The 18809-nt window shown below is 46.3% G+C and carries 13 protein-coding genes; 3 read left to right on the forward strand and 10 right to left on the reverse strand.

Annotation, left to right across the window (positions count from 1 at the left end):
* Window positions 1-68: 68 nt before the first annotated feature.
* Window positions 69-2909 (forward strand): FAD-binding and (Fe-S)-binding domain-containing protein, encoded by a 2841-nt coding sequence (locus AACQ42_RS12040; protein WP_441351191.1) that lies wholly within the window; start codon window positions 69-71, stop codon window positions 2907-2909.
* Between the two features lie 13 nt (window positions 2910-2922).
* Here AACQ42_RS12040 and AACQ42_RS12045 read toward each other — a convergent pair whose 3' ends face one another.
* The 5 genes from AACQ42_RS12045 to AACQ42_RS12065 all read right to left on the reverse strand — a co-directional run bounded on the left by AACQ42_RS12045 (window position 2923) and on the right by AACQ42_RS12065 (window position 7498).
* The gene (locus AACQ42_RS12045) at window positions 2923-3765 is read right to left on the reverse strand and encodes a helix-turn-helix transcriptional regulator (RefSeq protein WP_232473135.1); all 843 of its coding nucleotides are present in this window, start codon (window positions 3763-3765) and stop codon (window positions 2923-2925) included.
* Between the two features lie 14 nt (window positions 3766-3779).
* The gene (locus tag AACQ42_RS12050) at window positions 3780-4331 is read right to left on the reverse strand and encodes a YbhB/YbcL family Raf kinase inhibitor-like protein (RefSeq protein WP_094165333.1); all 552 of its coding nucleotides are present in this window, start codon (window positions 4329-4331) and stop codon (window positions 3780-3782) included.
* A gap of 306 nt (window positions 4332-4637) precedes the next feature.
* Window positions 4638-5159, reverse strand: a complete 522-nt coding sequence (locus AACQ42_RS12055) for a DUF2058 domain-containing protein (RefSeq protein ID WP_010320225.1) — start codon at window positions 5157-5159, stop codon at window positions 4638-4640.
* Between the two features lie 83 nt (window positions 5160-5242).
* Window positions 5243-6190 carry a hypothetical protein gene (locus AACQ42_RS12060; protein WP_254918562.1) on the reverse strand — a complete coding sequence of 316 codons (948 nt, stop codon included), beginning with the start codon at window positions 6188-6190 and terminating at the stop codon, window positions 5243-5245.
* Window positions 6191-7498 (reverse strand): sphingomyelin phosphodiesterase, encoded by a 1308-nt coding sequence (locus AACQ42_RS12065; protein ID WP_231494667.1) that lies wholly within the window; start codon window positions 7496-7498, stop codon window positions 6191-6193.
* 217 nt (window positions 7499-7715) lie between these two features.
* On the opposite strand from AACQ42_RS12065, the gene AACQ42_RS12070 reads away from it, so the two are divergent.
* Window positions 7716-8246 carry an RNA methyltransferase gene (locus AACQ42_RS12070; protein ID WP_370685849.1) on the forward strand — a complete coding sequence of 177 codons (531 nt, stop codon included), beginning with the start codon at window positions 7716-7718 and terminating at the stop codon, window positions 8244-8246.
* A 96-nt stretch (window positions 8247-8342) separates the two neighbouring features.
* Here AACQ42_RS12070 and AACQ42_RS12075 read toward each other — a convergent pair whose 3' ends face one another.
* Complete coding sequence (locus AACQ42_RS12075) at window positions 8343-11261, reverse strand: alkaline phosphatase family protein (protein WP_094165335.1); 2919 nt, start codon at window positions 11259-11261, stop codon at window positions 8343-8345.
* 234 nt (window positions 11262-11495) lie between these two features.
* Here AACQ42_RS12075 and AACQ42_RS12080 point away from each other — a divergent pair, with 234 nt between their 5' ends.
* Window positions 11496-13052 carry a methyl-accepting chemotaxis protein gene (locus tag AACQ42_RS12080; RefSeq protein WP_094165337.1) on the forward strand — a complete coding sequence of 519 codons (1557 nt, stop codon included), beginning with the start codon at window positions 11496-11498 and terminating at the stop codon, window positions 13050-13052.
* Window positions 13053-13089: 37 nt separating this feature from the next.
* Here AACQ42_RS12080 and AACQ42_RS12085 read toward each other — a convergent pair whose 3' ends face one another.
* From AACQ42_RS12085 to AACQ42_RS12100, 4 genes are all read right to left on the reverse strand, one after another.
* Window positions 13090-14103: a LacI family DNA-binding transcriptional regulator gene (locus tag AACQ42_RS12085; protein ID WP_094165339.1), complete on the reverse strand. Its 1014-nt coding sequence runs from the start codon at window positions 14101-14103 to the stop codon at window positions 13090-13092.
* Window positions 14104-14166: 63 nt separating this feature from the next.
* Window positions 14167-16767 (reverse strand): glycoside hydrolase family 3 protein, encoded by a 2601-nt coding sequence (locus AACQ42_RS12090; protein ID WP_094165341.1) that lies wholly within the window; start codon window positions 16765-16767, stop codon window positions 14167-14169.
* The gene (locus AACQ42_RS12095) at window positions 16767-17861 is read right to left on the reverse strand and encodes an ABC transporter ATP-binding protein (RefSeq protein WP_013868152.1); all 1095 of its coding nucleotides are present in this window, start codon (window positions 17859-17861) and stop codon (window positions 16767-16769) included. The genes AACQ42_RS12090 and AACQ42_RS12095 overlap by 1 nt, the downstream gene beginning before the upstream one ends.
* 80 nt (window positions 17862-17941) lie before the next feature.
* Window positions 17942-18808, reverse strand: coding sequence for a carbohydrate ABC transporter permease (locus tag AACQ42_RS12100; protein ID WP_017044900.1), 867 nt, complete (start codon window positions 18806-18808; stop codon window positions 17942-17944).
* Window position 18809 lies beyond the last annotated feature (1 nt).

Here is an 18809-nt window from a genome sequence, read left to right on the forward strand (position 1 = left end):
CTCATGATGACAAACCAACGGTAGCCGCACGTTAACCTATCCACAACCTCAATTTAAAATGGGAAACAATGATGGCCAGCACTCTTTCAGACGCCACCTATCGTCAACTGGAAACGCAACTCGCTACACGCATCGACCCTGAGCGCATCATCACGCAGCAGGCAAAACGCCTTGCTTATGGCACTGATGCCAGTTTCTATCGCTTGGTGCCGAAAATTGTGCTGCGCTTACAAAGCCTTGATGAGGTCATTTTTGCCATTAAAAGCTGCCGCGAGCTTGGCGTTCATTGCACGTTTCGCGCCGCTGGCACCAGTTTATCTGGTCAGGCAGTTTCTGATTCGGTTTTGATCGCCTTAACCGATGACTGGCGAGGCCATCGCATTCACGATGAGGGCAAAAAAATCACCCTACAACCGGGGGTCATCGGAGCCGATGCCAACAAATACCTTGCCCCTTTTCAACGCAAAATCGGCCCAGATCCAGCCTCAATTAACACCTGCAAAATTGGTGGAATCGCCGCCAATAACGCCAGTGGTATGTGCTGCGGCACCGCGCAAAATTCTTACCGCACTGTCGATAGTATGAAGATCGTCTTCGCAGACGGTTCCGTGCTCGACACCGCAAACCCAGAAAGCATCGCTGCATTCAAAATCGCTAAACCCGAATTGATTGAAGGTATTGCTCAACTTCATGCACAAACGGCGCAAAATCACACACTATCAAAGCTTATTCACCACAAATATCGCCTAAAAAACACCACTGGCTACGCCCTAAATGCTCTCGTTGATTACTCTGATCCGATTGAAATTATTGAACATTTGATGATTGGGTCGGAAGGCACACTCGGTTTTATTGCCGACATCACCTACAACACCGTCATTGAGCACGCGCACAAAGCCTCGGCGCTGCTTGTCTTTGCTGATATTGAGCAGGCTAGCCAAGCGGTTACGACCCTGTCCAAAACCCCAGTTGCGGCAGTCGAAATGATGGATGGACGCGCGATGCGCTCTGTCGCTGACAAAGCCGGCATGCCCGCATTTATTGCGCAATTGGATCTAGAAGCCGCTGCGCTGCTAATTGAGTCTCACGCCAGCGATCACGCGGCCCTTCATTCGCAATGCAGCGCCGTGATGGCAGCACTAAGCGATTACCAGATCATCGAATCCGTACCATTCACCTCCGATGCCAAGACGGTGGCAACCTTATGGGGCATTCGCAAAGGGATGTTCCCTGCCGTCGGCGCGGTGCGCGAAGTGGGGACAACCGTCATCATTGAAGATGTGGCGTTTCCGGTAGAAAGCCTTGCCAATGGTGTGCGCGACTTGCAGGCTCTGTTTGATCACTACCATTATCACGAAGCCATCATCTTCGGCCACGCTCTGGAAGGCAACTTGCATTTTGTCTTTACACAAGGCTTTGATAGCCAAAGCGAGATCGACCGCTACGGCGCATTTATGGATGACGTGGCCGAGCTGGTGGCCGTGAAATATCAGGGTTCACTCAAAGCCGAGCACGGCACGGGCCGTAACATGGCACCGTATGTGGAATTGGAATGGGGCAAAGACGGTTACGCCTTAATGCAACAAATCAAAACCCTGTTTGACCCACAAGGCTTGCTCAACCCCGGCGTTATAATCAACGATGATCCGCGTTCCCACTTAGCTAACCTAAAGCCAATGCCAGCAGCTGATGCCTTGGTCGATCGCTGCATCGAATGCGGGTTTTGCGAACCTGTTTGTCCATCTCGCACACTATCGCTCTCGCCCCGTCAACGAATCGTCTTGTACCGCGAGCTACAACGTCGACGCGCGCAAGGTGAAACGGTAGAAGCTTCTAAGCTTGAAAAAGTCTTTGAATACCAAGGATTAGACACCTGCGCCGCAACTGGCTTATGCGCTGAGCGCTGCCCTGTTGGCATCAACACTGGCGATTTAGTGAAAAAGCTGCGCACCGCGAAATACCAAAAATTCATCCCCATTGCTACATGGACGGCGGATCACTTTGCCGCCACCACAGCCGTGGCTAAAATCGGCCTCAGTGCCAACCAATTGGCTAGCAAATGGCTGGGCGAGAAGTTAGTCGGCGGCGCAACCAACGGCTTGCGTAAACTCAGCAAAGGCAAAACGCCTATTTGGTATCCACAACTGCCACAAGCCAATCATCAGAACTTAGCCATTGCAGTAGAAAACCTGCCGCGCAGTGAGAAAAAAGTGGTCTATCTACCCTCTTGTGCAAGCCGAAATATGGGCCAACAAAACAGCGCGGGCGATCAGCGGCCATTAACCGAAGTGACCTTATCGCTGCTTAACAAAGCAGGATATGAGGTGATCCTACCTAACGAGCTCAACAGCCAATGTTGTGGTATGCCCTATGACAGCAAGGGAATGAATGAGCTTGCACAGTCAAAAGCGCAGCAGTTAGAAGCCGCGTTATGGCAAGCTAGCCAACAAGGGCGATATCCGGTATTGATGGACACTAGCCCGTGTGCAAAACGCAGTATTGAACAATTTACTAAACCACTGGAGATCTTAGAACCCGTCGGTTTTGTCAATAAGTATCTGCTGGATTCTTTAGCGATCAAAGCCAAAGAAGAAACTGTGATGCTGCATATCACCTGTAGTGCGCGCAAAATGGGGTTGGAAGCCGACATGCTCAAATTGACCCAAACCTGCGTCAGCACAGTGATTGTGCCAGAGCATATTCAATGCTGCGGCTGGGCGGGCGATAAAGGCTTTACCACGCCAGAACTGAATGCTGCGGCCGTTCATCCGCTCAAAGAGCAAGTCCCTGCTCACTGCGAACGCGGATTCAGTAATAGCCGTACCTGTGAAATTGGCCTATCACACCACAGCGGTATTCCATATCAATCCATTTTGTATTTGGTTGATGAAGTGTCTAAACCGCTTTGATCTACCCTCAATCTTAAAATAGCTCATTGGATAAAATGGGCTGTTTTTTTGTCTCTTTATCTGGCGTACCTTTACCTCGTATACCAAGAGTTTGTAAATACGCTTTGGGGCTTAAACCAAACTGACTGCGAAAACGTTGATTAAATCGCTGTTCCGATTGGTAGCCGCAACACTGCGCCAATATCGCTATATTTCGTTGGCCACTTTGCATTAAGTTCAGCGCGTGATTCACACGCACTTCAGCCAAAACCTCACGGTAACGGGTGCCATGTTGCTTTAAGCGTCGAATTAAGGTCGCGCGGCTCATGGCAAAGTGCGTTGCTACCCGCTCAAGTGGATGTTCTTCTTCTGGTGCCTGGGCGAGGTAGTTTCTCAGCTTCTGCTCAAAGGGTAGAGAATTACTCTCAAAGAGCCAATGCAGCGCACCTTGCTCAGCCAATTGTTGGTATAACACCATCAGTAGGTAGGCTTGGGTTTCTTGGCTGATTAACGAAAGATCGAACGAGGCGAGCGCATTGAGCGAACTTTTCAGTGAGGGGCTGGTTGAAATCACAGGCCACATAACTGGGCGATCATGACTTGCGCTTAACGCAAGCATCGCCTCGGTAGGGCGGTAGGTGAAACTGAACAGCCTTGAAGAGAAGTAACCGTGTTCTGGTAAATTTTCGAAACTGAGCGAAGCTGAGGCCTCACACAACAATAACGAAGTGCTCGATAGATTAATGGCCTCTTCCTTATGAAACAGTTTTTTACTGCCAGATTGGATCTGAATCAAGCTTGGAGAGTGAATCCTCACATTTCTCAGCCTTTGTTGCTGAGCGGCTCGAAAGGTGGTGACTTGGTATTGGTGATTCATCACTCCCCCATGAATTAGCGTGTATAGGTTGCGGTCAGCGTCGCTTTTTCTAACGCCAAACTATTGAGGGTAAAACCAACCACCGCAGGTGATACATCGGCCGCCAAATTGAGTTTTTCCGTCGGGAGAGCCCATACCGTAAACTGGTAACGGTGCATTCCGTGCCCTTCTGGCGGACAAGCACCACCAAAACCAACGCTGCCATAATCGATACGTGTTTCTATTGCACCGAGCTTTTTGACTTCAACCCCACGTGCTAGCTCACTCACTGTCGCTGGAATATCCAGCGCAATCCAATGCCAAAAGCCACTTCCTGTCGGAGCATCTGGATCAAAAACCGTAATAGCAAAACTTTTGGTTCCTTGTGGTGCTTCGGTCCAAATTAAGTGCGGCGAAAGATTCTCCCCAGCACAACCCCAGCCTGAAAATTCAAAGGTTTTTGCCATCGGGTGGCCTTCTTGGATATCACGGCTACTGAGTTGCAGAGCGTTTGCCATCCCTGTAAATAATAAGCTGGTGGTTAACGTCGTGGTGACGATGGCCGAGCTAAAAATCGTCGAGTTCATTGTTTTCTCCTATGAATAAGTTCATGAACAAGTCTAGCAGCATCACCCATGCAACATCCGACAAAAAGTATCATTTATCTTCTTTAAGAATCAGCCAATGATACTTTGTGTTGCAGCCACTCTTCTATTATTAATACGTCTACTTGGCTTAATAGCGGCAATTGTATTGAGTTCGACTCAAGCCACAGCTTCAACGGAAAAAGAACCACTACCCACTATCGCGGATAACGTTATTGTAGAGTGGAAAGTAGAGGTAGGAAGGGAGAACGAGAGCCCTCCTCCGTTGAGAAGGAGAGCCGGAAGGAATTACCACATCAAATCATCAGGGACTACGAAATCCGCGTACGGATCATCTTCAGCAGGTAGAGATTCATCAGCGGTTTTATTTTCGATAATGCTCTCTTCATCACGCATGAAGATTTTATCCGCTACCACACCCGGGATGACAGCATAGCCCTCTTCATAACGCGCGATAGCCAGAATTCCTTTACTCAGTTGATCACGAACCAGTGAATCGACATAAAGTGACTTCACCAACTTACCATCAACAAAGTTGTATTTGATTTCACCGTGTTTTAGATCCAGCTTATTCATCTCAATCAGTTGTTTTACCTGAGCGCGAATTTCTTTGCTCAACAACTGCTCTTTTTGCTGTTTATTCAGTGCCTTGTCGCGCTCTTGCTGCTCGACTTTATTCGCTTCTACTGCCGCTTTCACTTCACGTGCTTGCACGCGCGATTTTTTAGAGCTCTTTTTCGCTTTGCTGAGTTTTTTGGCGTTAACTAAACCCGCTTTTAGCATTTGCTCTTGTAGAGATAAGGTTGCCATGATCAATCCAAGTCAGTTATTTGCTGGTAAGTTTAACGGTTCATGGCGAGTGAATAAAGAGCGCTGTGGTTATCTTATTCATCCTAACGAGCAAAAAATGCTTTTCTAAACTCATAACGCTGCTTTGCCGCGTAACGCACCCACTCTTCTGTCGAAAGGGTGGCATAGGCTGTCTTTCTCTGGTTTGAGAGCGTCTTTTCTAACTGCGCTAATGCTTGCTGGTAGTCAATGACTTGAGCAGCCTGCGCTTGTTGCTCGATTTGGCGATGGGTCACCTCACTGCGCTCATGTTCATTTAAGTAAAGTTCGGCCAAACCTTGCTGTACTTCTAAGCGCTGTTCTAACGATAAATGTTGGGGGATCAACCGAATCGCTTGTTCATAGCGTGCATTACCTGTGTTCAATGAGAATGTATCCCATTGATATTGATGCTGTGTAAGCCGCTGTTCAATGCTCTGCAACGCATCTTCTACCGAAGCAATACCTTCGTAGTCATTGGGTTGCTGTACAAAATCATCATAAGCGTACTGATCAGCAAACAAGATATCCGCTTGTCGCCCCCATACTTGTTGATCAATCGATTTTACATAAGCCATTTTGTCACCTAATTCCGTATCCTGACTGATGAGTTCCATTCCAAGCAACGCGTCACGTTGCGCCTGTTTTTGCCAATAGAGAGCAACTAGCTCATAGCGTTCATGGGGCAACTGCGCTTGTAGTTGTTGTAGCCGCGCAGCGCACACATTTTGCTGACGACACTGCTGCCAAAACTGCTCTATTCTCTCTCTCAGCGCTTTGCCTATTTCTGTTTGCAGCGTTTCACCAACGAGTGTCCACTCTTCATGGGGTTGATGATCGCGATTAGCCACCAAAGCAACGCCACTTTGCTCTGGCAAACGCACCGTGCCCGGCAATGCAACCTCAATTCTATTGGGTGGTGTTTGGATAGTGGGAAACTCATCCCTCTTCACCCACCAATAACTTGCGCTGCCGACTAAGGCAACGCAGATCAATAACCTAACCCAACGCATCTAGCGGATCTCAGCTTTAACCGGAAAGTGATCCGATAAATTGTAATGCTGCCATAAACGCTCGTCCGTGGTTCTTGGCACCAGCACAGTATTGCGGTTTTGTTGTTCGCTTGGTTGTGCAAACTCTTGGCTTACCACCACATAATCGAGGTACTCCACGTTTTCACCACCGGATAAGGGTTCTCCTGCAAAATCATTGATACGCGGATCAAACGTTGATTCGGTATAGCCTGCGTAGCTAGGTTCGGTTGACGCAAGATTCGCGAGCATGTTTTGATAGTCATCGGCAAATTTACGTTTATTCACGTTAAAATCACCGCCATAAATCACCGTTTCTGTGCTGGGAATAGAGAACGATTGTGCAAAACTGCGCATCTGTCTGAACTGACGTTGACGATAATCGCGAGCGGTATCGGTATCAAACGAGGCAGTATGCGTTGCAAACAGATGATAAGCCTGACCATTTTTGATGATTTCAGCATAATTCACCCCTTTATCAGCAAAACAGTCAGTTCCCGAGCAATCAGGGAAGACATATTGTCCTTGGTTAACAATTGGGTAGCGGCTGACGATGATCACTCCACCGTCATGGATATTCACCCCAGACTTATCGAGCATCTTCGTTTGGTACGGATACTCTTTTGCCAGCTCTCGAAGAAAGGCATCACGCCCCGCAGCAAACACTTCTTGCAGCATTACGGCATCATATCCTTTGATGTGTTGAGGGATGATAGCAAAACGCTCGGCAATATTTGAAGCAATCACAGGTAACGCCCAAACGTTATAGGTCATCACTTTTAAGGTCTCAGCGTCGGGTGTTTCTTCTGTATTCGTTGGCGTAATGGTGTAATAAATATCGTCGTAACGAGTGGTGCTGACGGATTTAAACGCAAGCTCGGTTGGACGTTCAATCAACTGCGTTGAGTAATAACGATGAACCGCACGATCATTTTGCCACTGAAGAGGAACATCTCGTGCTTGTACCCCATGCTCAATGCTTGAGTTATACCAATGGCCTTCCATCTTCTGCTGTAAAGAGAAAACCTGCCCTTGCAGCAAAGTCACCATGGTTTCAAATTGGTACGTTTTGCCAGATTTCACCCCTTGCCAGCGGTTAAAGCTGAGCACCATTTTAGTTTCCCACGGGCCTAGCGTTTCACTGTGTTGCTGCCATTCACTGCCTTGTTGCAACTGATCAGATCCGGTCTGTTTCACGGCAATAGACATTGGCAGCGCAGAGTTATTGGTTAAATAAATATCGGTGTCCGCCAATACCACATGAGCAGCAAGAGACAACCCAAATAGCATGACTTTATTAATAATCTTCACGTTTTCATCCTTTAACTGTGAAAAAATAAATTAAGCCATCCCCATATGAAATATTGATGTAAGAAATACGACAGTTTGAGTACTCCAAGAAAGGTCACGAAAAATATAAAAACTATTGAACGATTTATCGATATTTTTTCTTTCAAGGCAAATTTTAGCGTTATACTGCCCGCCCCAAATTGTGAGAGGATTTTTTGTGGAACGTGAAATGTCAGTGATCATTGGTTTGTGTAACCCTAAAAGCCCAACCAACGTAGGTGGTGTGATGCGCGCGGCAGGTTGCTACCAAGCATGCGCGGTTCGCTACAGTGGTGAGCGTTATGATCGCGCAGTGAAATTTCAAACCGACACAAAAAACATTCAAAGTAAAATCCCGCTCACCGCGATGGTAGAGATCACGCAGGACTTGCCAAGTGAGATGAAAATCGTCTGTGTTGAACTGGCAGAAGGGGCGACACCACTGCCCGAGTTTATTCACCCGGAAAAAGCGCTGTATGTGTTTGGCCCTGAAGATGGTTCTATTCCACAAGAGATAGTTAACCAAGCCAGTGAGGTTGTATACATCCCAACAATTGGTTGCATGAATTTGGCCGCGAGCGTCAATGTGCTGCTGTATGATCGCTTAGCAAAATCCAAGCTCGATATTGATCACAGCCAACGTATTCTGAGCAGCCGAGATGTGAAAAATCGTTTGAAGTTTAAACGTGCTGATCAACCTGCCACTTAAGGCTGCAATCGAAGCCAATGAAACAAGCGAACGTTCTTCACTCAATAGAGCATAACGCTCACTTATTTCATTGGCAGTCATAACGGTTAAGTCTCGCTAGCGAATATCCAGCTGTTTAAGAACCGATGGGTAACCCCAACCATCTTCACCAACTTTAACTTCGTCTCCCGTTAAATAGTGATAAAGAGTGGGCGCAAGTGAGCCATTTTCGACTGAACCGAGCGGCGTGGCTTGATTGCCAATCGGGCTCCCCCAAAAACCGATAAAAGCATCTTTTTCTAGATAGCTTTCACCCGCATGACGTCCCGGAACTTTAGTATTAAAGCCAACGCCCTCTTTAGGAAATAGGTTAATGGTGCCCGCACGGTCGTCTTCATAAATAGCAGCGAGCTGATTAACCGAATCTGGACGGGGCGTAAAACGTGTTAACTCTCGCCACTGCGCACTTGAGCACCACGTCTCAGGTTGATTCGCTTTAGCGTGATAAACGCAACGTTCGACGAGTTTTGCATAATGTTCTAGCTCGTCAGATGAAGGAGGCGACAAATAAGCATTTAGCTGCTGAACGCCAAGCAGTAATGGCTGTTCCGATTTAGCAAAATAGCGCAGTTTATCACCCTTTTTTTCAATCCATTCATCCACTCGTTTACCTTGCCGCTCGCCAACCAACCGTACAGAACAGTCCGTTAAATCACATGGTTTTTCTCTCACAACTAAATAATCTAGGCTTTCAGCAAGTCGCGCTACGGTTTCATCGATCACATCAACCTGCTGCCCTGGCTTAGAATGGATCGGTTGCCAACGGATCAGCTCTTGATAAACCGGTTGAACTTCCCATCCAGCTTCTGCATTAAAGAAATCCATCATAAAATTTCCACCCGCAGTGGAAGCGACGACCACATCAATCCCTTTGTTTGACGGCGCGTTAATCGCATTCGTCATTTTTGGCCCTTCTCCCTCATCCGATGAGATTTTTTTCACGTTGAGTTTTATTCCCAGTTGTGACGCTAGCGGCTCAAAGATCTGTTTTTCTGGGTTGAGGGAGAAATAAACAGGAGCTAAACCATGATCGCCAGCCATGCCCCATAACGTGCGGTTATATACTCCCGCGTCTTGATAGGTTGCTTCTATTTGCGCTAGCCAGTAATCGAGGCGGTTTAGCTCCCCAGTTGGCATGATGACTTCATCGCTGAATGGGCCGCTAAAATGAGCAAAATGATCCGGCCATGGATTATAAATCAGCGTATAGTCGGGCATTCCTTTCAGTTCTTTTTGTGCAAGTTGTTTCAACTGGTGAGCAAGCACTTGATGGCGAGTCCAGCGAGTATAAAAATCCCACTTGCTTATCTGCTGATAGCGCGAGACCTCTTCAACTAATGTCGCTCGCAACTGTTGAAGTTCACGTTCGACAATCGCGCGCTCTTTCAGCTCACGCACACACCGCTTTTCACCAAAATCACGTAGTGCCTCACCCGCCCCCAAATTCACTAAACCATCATAAGTGGTGTGAGCATTCCAATCATATTGCGCATTGCAGTTGAGGGTGTTGAGGTAAGCGAGGCGATCAAACATCGTTTGTACTTGGTTTTTAACCAGTAAGCGATCAAGCTGCAGTGCATCATTACCAAAAAAGTAATAAGCTCGGTCGGTTGGGCGATCAACAAAGTGGAAATTGGGTATGCCTGTACCGCCTTGGCCGGACACCTTCGCTCCTGTTTTTATGATCGGTAAATTACGCACACTGATCGTTGGTGTTGATGAAATACCCACTTGAGTAATAGAAGCGCGATGATCACGATACAAGCGTTTAAAAAACGGCAAGTAATGTGGATCGTGGTAAGGCTGCTCAGCCAATATTTGCATGAAACGTACTTGCTGCTGATGTTCGGGTTGAACCACCTCCATTGAAGAAGGCTTAGTGCTCAATCGATTGTTGTGATCTTGGTGAGCTTTGCGGATAAATGGCTTACTTGGATCAACCAAACCTTCGATCAGCCCTTGTTGCAAACCATCCACGGTGATCTGCACTGCCATACGACGTTGTTGCTGAGAGCGGAGAAACGCAATCAATGCTTGAGGATCATCATCAAATGCTTTTTGTAACCAGGAATTTAGTGCTTGTTCACGCTCTTGCTGATAGACAAATTGGCGGTAGCCTTTTAATACGTTCATACGCACAAAATCAATCAAAGTAACCGTGATTGCCTCTGCTTTGTTGTTCACACGTGCTGTATTTTCTGGCTTTGCATCTTCTAATACCCCAAAAAGGGCTTGCTTCATCTCTCCTTCATCCATCCCATTAGCAGCCTGACTAATAATTTGGATCACTATCGGTTGGATTTTATTAATCAGTAATCGATCGGGTTCACTTGACGTCAGATATTGATAGTGATCCGGCAATCTCTCAAGCTGTTGCCACTCACCAATTTCAACCAAGGCATCATACACAGTCACCATGGCCGCAATAAATTGGGCATCCACTTTAATCCCTTCATGATGCCCTTGATCTTTAATATTTTCTTTTTGTTCACTCACCACCTCTTCCCCATAATGGTAGAGGCTATGCTCGAATCCCTTTAAAACCTTTGCGTCATAAACAGTACTTAAATACTGTTTAAATACATCATCATTTTCTAACCCCGTATAACGATCATAATATTGATATAAAAAATAGCCCAGCGGGATGGCGTAAGTTGGGTTAGAAATTTGTGCAATAACGCGAGCTTTTGTTTTTGCATCTAAAGGCAACATAAGGATATAGCTATCGAGTGTTACCCCGGCGATGGTAAATAAGGTCGAATCACGGGCAAAGCGCGTTGAATAGCTTAAAGACGATGCCATTTGATTTTTTAATATTTGCGCCGAATTGAACAGCCCGCCAACCACAGGCGCATCACTGATAGCAGCGAAAGAAGTTGATGAAAGTAAAGAAGTTAAGAGTAACGCGATGGGTTTTAGCCGCCCAAAAGAATAAAATATCATACTGTTTTCCCTACAGTTATTGCATGCGCACATTGTGGCAAGCTTACTCGTAAGGTCAAGCCGTAAGTTATATTTACGTTATAAATCTGCCATATATCCATATCAAAAGTAATGATACCAATTAGGTATTCTATATTGGTTAATTCTATTGCGTTCTTAGCGATTCGAATCTATAACAGTGGAAACAAAAATAATAAATAACACCCTCATTTAACGCTAGAGAAACTTGGCTTAATTTGTTTTTAACTTATTTAATTCGAGGTAATCATGCGTACCAACCAACCTGTCACACAAAAAGAAGTCAAGTTTCCACCTAGCTATAACTTATTATCGCTCACTAAACCAAGCAGCCATATCACTTATGCCAGTAAAGAGTTTTGTGAAGTGGCGGGCTACTCATTAGAAGAGCTTATCAACCAGCCTCACAACCTAGTTCGTCACCCAGACATGCCAGCAGAAGCGTTTAAAGATATGTGGGAGCATTTAAAACGCGGCCAATCTTGGATGGGTATCGTCAAAAATAGATGTAAAAATGGCGATCATTATTGGGTTGATGCGTTTGCTTCTCCGATAGTCGAAAATGGCAAAACGGTTGAGTTTCAGTCGGTACGTTTGTGTCCAAGTCGAGAACACATCACCAGCGCAGAAAAAATCTACGCGCAGCTTAAAGCAGGCAAAATACCCAGGCAGTTAAAGCTGCCTCGGACTCGCCTGTGGCAACGTTTGGCCATCGCCTTAGTCCCGATTGCAGGCATCAGTTTTGTGGCTGACACTCTTCTTCCGGGAATAGGCTTAGTATTGATGTTATTACTGTCCATGGTTGCAGGTTATTATTTAACTCGCCGTTTAGAATCGCTCAGTGCCGAAGCACGCAAGATATTTGATAACCCACTAATGGAATTGGTGTATAACGGCCATATTGATGACATTTCTGAAATCAAACTTGCGTTAAAAATGCGCCAATCCGAACTCAATGCTGTGGTGGGACGCATTCAAGATTCAAACCAACAAATTGGTGAAGCTGCTAATTCATCTTCAAAAAACTGCAAAACAACTGCGACCAATTTAGAAGGTCAAACACGAGAAACAGAACAAGTTGCCGCCGCGATCAATGAAATGCACTCTACCGCGAATGAAATTGCACAAAATGCGCAAAGTGCATCAGACGCAACAGAGAAAGCAAAATTGGCCGCCGAAGAAGGTATGGATTCGGTAAAAGATACATTGAATGCAATGCAACAGCTCGCAACCCAACTAGACAGCGCCTCATCGGTTGTCACACAGTTGGCAGACCACGGAAAAACCATTGGCCAAGTGTTAATTGTGATCCAATCTGTCGCTGAGCAAACCAACCTGCTGGCACTTAACGCCGCTATTGAAGCTGCTCGGGCTGGCGAGCAAGGCCGTGGATTTGCGGTCGTCGCCGACGAAGTTCGCACCTTGGCACAACGCAGCCATGAGTCCACTAAAGAGATCCAAAATGTCATTGCACTGATTCAAACCAGCACCCACCAAGCTGTCGATGCGATGCATGAAGGCGCACAATTATCTAAATTATGTGTTAATAGTGCTAATGTCTCTGGCGATAAACTCAATATGCTACTTACACAAGTGATTGATATTACGGATAGAAATGAACAAATTGCCACCGCCATAGAAGAGATGGCACGCGTGACTGAAGATATGAATTCAAGCGTTCAATCGATCAGTGATGTCTGTGTTGCGACCAATATTTTGGCCAGTGATACACGAGATGAATGTGAGGATTTAGTGGTAAACCTTAGCTCTCAAGGCACATTAGTTCGCCAATTCCGACGGTTATAATTTCATGTCTGACTAGCCCTCTCACGAGGGCTTTTTATTAACGGTAGATAGACTTTGTGGACTCTCGCACAATTAAATCGATAGGGGGTAACCTAGCATCGTGCCTCTCACCACTGAGCAAGTTGAGAATGGAATGCGCACACACCGCACCGATCTCTTCAATTGGTTGGCGCAATGTCGTTAGGGCCGGAGTGAAATACTGAGAGACAGGTAAGTCATCAAAACCAATCACTGAAACATCATCTGGCACTCGCACTCCGTGGTCAGTTAACGCCTTAATGGCACCATAAGCCGTTTGATCATTAGCAGCAAAAATAGCCGAGAAATGGACTTTCGACTGCAACAGTTCAACCGTCTTTTCATACCCACATTCAGAGCTAAAGTCACCTTGTTTAATGAGTTTAGGCATAGGCTTAATTCCCGCTTCACGAAGCGCTTTTTGGTAGCCAGTGAAACGGGCGGTTGAATCAGGCTGATTAGCGAGCCCTTTTATATGAGCAATGTTCACGTGCCCTAATTGCAATAGGTGCAAGGTGGCAATATAACCGCCGAGTACATTGTCCACATTAATGCAACGTACATTATTACTAACAATTTGGTGGCCGACAGCAATGATGGGAATCGATTGAGCATATTTGAGGATTTGATCGCTTTTTAAACTGCCTGTCACTATGATCATTCCATCGACATTGCTTCTGGCAAGATACTCCAGTGCATGTGCTTCCAAGTTTTTCTGCCACTGACCTGTGGCAATCACCAGTGAATACCCTTGGGTCATTAATACCTTCTCCATGTCATTCAGAATTCGACTGGTGTGAGGGCTCTCTGCGTGCTGCACTAATACACCAATAGTCATCGAACGCTTATTGCCTAGATGACTGGTTGGGTAACTAGGTTTGTAGGCAAGGGTTTTAATTGCACGTTCAATATTTTGGCTTTTTTCATCCGATACGTAAGTTGTGCGATTCAAAAAACGAGAGACAGTGCTTGCCGAAACCTCGGCAAGCTTAGCGACATCATAAACAGTGGGTGCTTTCTTTGATTTTCTCATGGCGATGTTTGGCCCTTTAGAAGCACTCCTTCTCCACACAGAGAAGGAGTCTATCGTTTCTTTTTACTGTGTATCCCAACATATATTGGCGATCACAAATTGACACTCACCATTAGTAAATAATGAGAAGGGCGTGTCGAGATGAGTAAAACTTAATCCCTGCTCTGAGAAATGTGAACAAGCAATGTTCACGCGCGTAAAGCTATCATTGATGGTTGAAAAGTAGTGGCTGACGTCCACTTTAACCACGTTATCAATATCCCCCAAACATCCAGGAACAACAGCGCGTTGCAGTGCCAAATAAACAGGTTCTGTTGCCGCTCTGAGCACTTTAATCTCAAAACTGACCACACCATGCGCATTATCGTAATGGCTGAAATCTTCCGCTTGCCCTAGCCCCGTTTGCGCATAAACCATTGCTCCCCCCCCCAGAATTTCTACCTCAACGGCGTCTTGCTGCTGCTGGTAGTTATACGGCTTAGTTCGGACAGCACCGAGTTTCATCACGTTGTTGCGTGAGACATCCACGCCCATCCAATGTTCAGCATCCGACACTTTAAGTTGATAATCGCCTATCGTCGCCATAATTCCATACAGATGCTCTGCACGTGTTGCTTGCCATTTTGCTTCTTCTGAGTCGATATCTAGATCAAGGTTATCCAAATCTCGAGTTTGTTTTTTTTCAGCGTAATTAAGCCCATAACCGTATTCAAATAAAGGTGCATGTTCCCCAACAGGAGACTGCTCACATTCAGGCACGACATAATTGGGAATATGAGGAGGAATACGGTTCACACAGGTGCTGCGCTTTTTATTGGGCCAACTGAATGACAAGGTACCAGAGAAGTCGATATTAACTTCACCATTCTCTTTAGCCACTAAAACATCAGTAATGCCACGTCCTTCGCTGCCGGGTAAAAATGCCGCAACAAAAGCATCAGACAAGGATATTTCTTCATTGACAAACAGTGGACGACCGCTAAAGAAAATCGATACCACTTTTACGCCGCGCTTATGAAATGCTTTGATTTTTTCGCTATCTGATCGGTAGCGACGTTTCAAGGTTGAAAACTCCAAAGATTGCCACGCTTTAATGTCACCCATCATTTCAGAATAAGGATCTTCACCAAACACCACAACCGCAATATCACCCGCTTGCCAATCACCTGTTAATTCTGGATCGTAGCAAACATTATCTATGCCCAATTCTGCTTCTAACGCCATTTTCACTGTGGTGGCTCCGGGGAAATCGGCTAAGTTATTTTCATCCCCTTGCCAAGTGAGGTTCCACCCGCCCGCTTGCTTTTGCAAATCATTGGCGCCGCTGCCCGTTAACACAACCTTGCACTCACGTTTGAGTGGTAAAATACCCTTGTTATTTTTCAACAGTACCATCGATTGCTGCACGGCTTGGCGAGCGATAGCACGATGTTCAGAGCAACCAATCAGAGATTGCTGACCAGCCAAAGCTCGCGCTGAAGGATGCGGTTTTTTCCATAAACCCGCGCGCATTTTCACCCGTAAAATACGCGTCACAGCATCATCAATTCGGCTCTGGCTCAGTACTCCACTTTTGGCATCGCTCACCGCCTGACGATAGGCTGATTGCCAATGCTCACGGATAGGGATCATTAAAATATCGTTACCCGCATTGATAGCGTAAGTCGCATTACCATCGGTACATTTACTGACTTCAGAATGGCCATGCCAATCGGTTACAACTAATCCATCAAAGCCCATTTGATCTTTCAAAACATCAGTGAGTAGGTACTTACTGCCATGAATTTTGAGGTTGTAATCACCTGAAATGTGCGGCGCGTGATCGTAGTTCGCTTGGTTATCCCACGAGTTAAATGAAGACATCACCACTTGCGCACCGGCATTAAGGCCACTGAAATAGCCCATGGCATGCACGTTACGCAGCAGATCTTCACTGTAAGTATTGCTGCCGCGATCAACACCATTCACTGTGCCGCCATCGCCCACCCAATGTTTGACGTTTGAGATCACATGATGCTCACCTTGTAAGTCAATGGCGTCACCTTGCAAACCTGCGACCATTTCGCTGGCATAAACATAAGTCACTTCAGGGTCTTCAGCGTAACCTTCATAGCAGCGCCCCCAACGCAAATCACGAGGGGTAGCCACGGTTGGTGCAAAGGTCCAATCAATACCCGTCGCGGCGATTTCCAGCGCGGTAATACGGCCAATTTTGCGAATTAAGGCAGGATTGCGCGCGCACCCCAACCCAATGTTGTGCGGAAATACGGTTGCACCAAAGACGTTATTGTGGCCGTGTACTGCGTCAGTCCCCCACATAAACGGAATATGAAATGGGCGACCTTGATAAGCTTTTTCTGCGGCAAACCAGTATTCATCTGCTTTCGCTACCCATTCACTGGCTGGTGCATGTTTATTGCTGTTTGGCCAAGAGCCACCACCATTGAGTACCGTACCAATCTTATAATCGATGATTTCTTGCGGCGTAATATCGCGGATCTCTGGTTGGATAATCTGGCCAATTTTTTCTTCTAAGGTCATCAATCCTATGATTCTTGCTACTTGCTGTTCAATTTCAGGGTCAGCTTTGATTGCTGATTCTATTTTGGGCCAAACGTCGAAATAAGGGGCTTGCTTTATTATTGTCATCGTCTTGTTCACCATTAAAAACTGGCCAATGAGTTTTCACTCAGCGCATCAAAAATATGAATCGCATCTAGGTCAAGATAGAGTGTAACCTTCGTCACCTCTACCTCTGCCGCTTGGGTTTCCACCATCAAAGGCTGGCCTGCAACATGGGTTTTCAACAAAATACTCGCACCGAGCAACTCTTTATCTTTGAGCGTGACGGCAATTGGCAACACGCGTTCATGGTTAACTTGTTCTGCGCGTAAGTGAATATCGGTGGGACGAATACCGACATGCAGTGCGAGGTTTTTAGACGCATGCGCTTTAAATCGCTCGGGAAGCGGGATAAAGATGTCACCCAGTTGGATAAGCCATTCGCCATCTTGCTGGATAAGTTGTGCATCAAGCATGTTCATCGAAGGGTTACCAATAAACTGCGCCACAAATTTGTTCGCCGGGCGTTGAAACACCTCTGTTGGCGTACCGACTTGCGCAACATAGCCATCTTTGAGGATCACAATGCGATCAGCGAGCGTCATGGCCTCAATTTGATCATGCGTAACATAAATAGTGGTGGTTTTAAGCTGACGATGTAACTGCTTGATCTCTTCGCGCATCACACCACGAAGTTTGGCATCTAAGTTAGACAGTGGCTCATCAAACAAGAACACTTTTGGCGTACGCACCATGGCACGCCCCATCGCCACGCGTTGGCGTTGACCGCCGGATAACTCTTTAGGCTTACGATCAAGGAGCGGGTCAAGCTCTAACATTTTTGCCGCTTTACGCACTTCCTTATCGATTTCAGTTTTTGGCATGCCTTTTAACTTCAATGCAAACGCGATGTTTTCATACACGCTCATATGTGGGTAAAGCGCATAACTTTGGAACACCATCGCTAAGTCTCTATCTTTGGCATCTACGTTATTCATCCACTTGTCACCAACGTAAATATCACCGGCCGTAATCGACTCCAGCCCCGCCAACATGCGTAATGTGGTTGATTTTCCGCAACCCGATGGGCCAAGAAATACCACAAACTCACCATCATTCACCGTGAAATCAAAATGCCTAACAACATCCACATGACCAAACGACTTCTTAATGTTCTTAAATTCAACTTTTGCCATAATTTTTCTCCTTCACACTGCGCCTTCTTTCAACAAAACCACGCCAGCATGAGTAACTAAAATGAGGGATTAAAGGCCAATTAGCCTTTTACTGCACCGGATGTTAAGCCGCTTATCATCTGTTTGGACGCAAAGAGATAGATAGTCACCAACGGCAATATAGAAATGGTGGTGCCAAGCATCACCGCACCCCAAGGCGTATTTGGAATGCCTTGCACGCTACGTAACGCCTGAGTAATGACGTAGTTTTCTGGCGATGTGAGCACCACTAACGGGTTCATAAAGCTGTTCCAGAAAAAGACAAACTGTACAATCGCCAGTGTTGCCAATGCAGGTTTCATCAACGGCAAAACAACGCTCCAGTAAGTACGAAACTCTCCCGCGCCATCGAGTTTGGCCGCTTCTAATAACTCTTTAGGAATAGAGGCCATCACGTGTTGGCGCATTAGAAAAATCCCGAACGGAGTAGTGGTAAACGGCAGCCAAACTGCCATGTGGTTATCCATCAAACCCAGAAATTTCACGATCATAAAATAGGGGATCAAGCTCAAGACGGGTGGGATCATCATGGAAGCCACCAACATGCCAAATAGCGCGTTCTTACCTTTGAACTGAAACACAGCAAACGCGTAACCGCCCATACTGCAAAACAACAGTGAGATAGTGGTGCCTAAAAAGGCAATGTAGATAGAGTTAAACATCGCCTGCCAAAACGGCATAATCTGCAACAGCTTTGCATAGTTAATGGCTAAGCTATCCCCAATGGCAAAGCTGATGCCTGAACCGAAGATTTCCGTACGATCGCGCGTTGATAGCAGCGCCGACCACAAAAATGGGAAAACAGTGATCAACGCCGAGACAATCAATACAACCGCCAGTAGCGCCATCATTACTTTAGTGATGAGTTCAATGCTGCGATCACTGAGTTTTAAAGCGTGGATTGACATG

It is taken from the genome of Vibrio sp. V12_P9A6T4 (genome assembly GCF_963874835.1).
Classification (GTDB): domain Bacteria; phylum Pseudomonadota; class Gammaproteobacteria; order Enterobacterales; family Vibrionaceae; genus Vibrio; species Vibrio anguillarum.

Bases quoted from the DNA above. Each gene is read 5' to 3' on its own strand.
- AACQ42_RS12100 (WP_017044900.1), bottom strand. From the start codon at position 18,808: ATGTCAATCCACGCTTTAAAACTCAGTGATCGCAGCATTGAACTCATC.
- AACQ42_RS12055 (WP_010320225.1), bottom strand. From the start codon at position 5,159: ATGGCAACCTTATCTCTACAAGAGCAAATGCTAAAAGCGGGTTTAGTT.
- AACQ42_RS12040 (WP_441351191.1), top strand. From the start codon at position 69: ATGATGGCCAGCACTCTTTCAGACGCCACCTATCGTCAACTGGAAACG.
- AACQ42_RS12065 (WP_231494667.1), bottom strand. From the start codon at position 7,498: ATGCTATTTGGGTTGTCTCTTGCTGCTCATGTGGTATTGGCGGACACC.
- AACQ42_RS12060 (WP_254918562.1), bottom strand. From the start codon at position 6,190: ATGCGTTGGGTTAGGTTATTGATCTGCGTTGCCTTAGTCGGCAGCGCA.
- AACQ42_RS12075 (WP_094165335.1), bottom strand. From the start codon at position 11,261: ATGTGCGCATGCAATAACTGTAGGGAAAACAGTATGATATTTTATTCT.
- AACQ42_RS12090 (WP_094165341.1), bottom strand. From the start codon at position 16,767: ATGGTGAACAAGACGATGACAATAATAAAGCAAGCCCCTTATTTCGAC.
- AACQ42_RS12050 (WP_094165333.1), bottom strand. From the start codon at position 4,331: ATGAACTCGACGATTTTTAGCTCGGCCATCGTCACCACGACGTTAACC.
- AACQ42_RS12095 (WP_013868152.1), bottom strand. From the start codon at position 17,861: ATGGCAAAAGTTGAATTTAAGAACATTAAGAAGTCGTTTGGTCATGTG.
- AACQ42_RS12080 (WP_094165337.1), top strand. From the start codon at position 11,496: ATGCGTACCAACCAACCTGTCACACAAAAAGAAGTCAAGTTTCCACCT.
- AACQ42_RS12045 (WP_232473135.1), bottom strand. From the start codon at position 3,765: ATGAATCACCAATACCAAGTCACCACCTTTCGAGCCGCTCAGCAACAA.
- AACQ42_RS12085 (WP_094165339.1), bottom strand. From the start codon at position 14,103: ATGAGAAAATCAAAGAAAGCACCCACTGTTTATGATGTCGCTAAGCTT.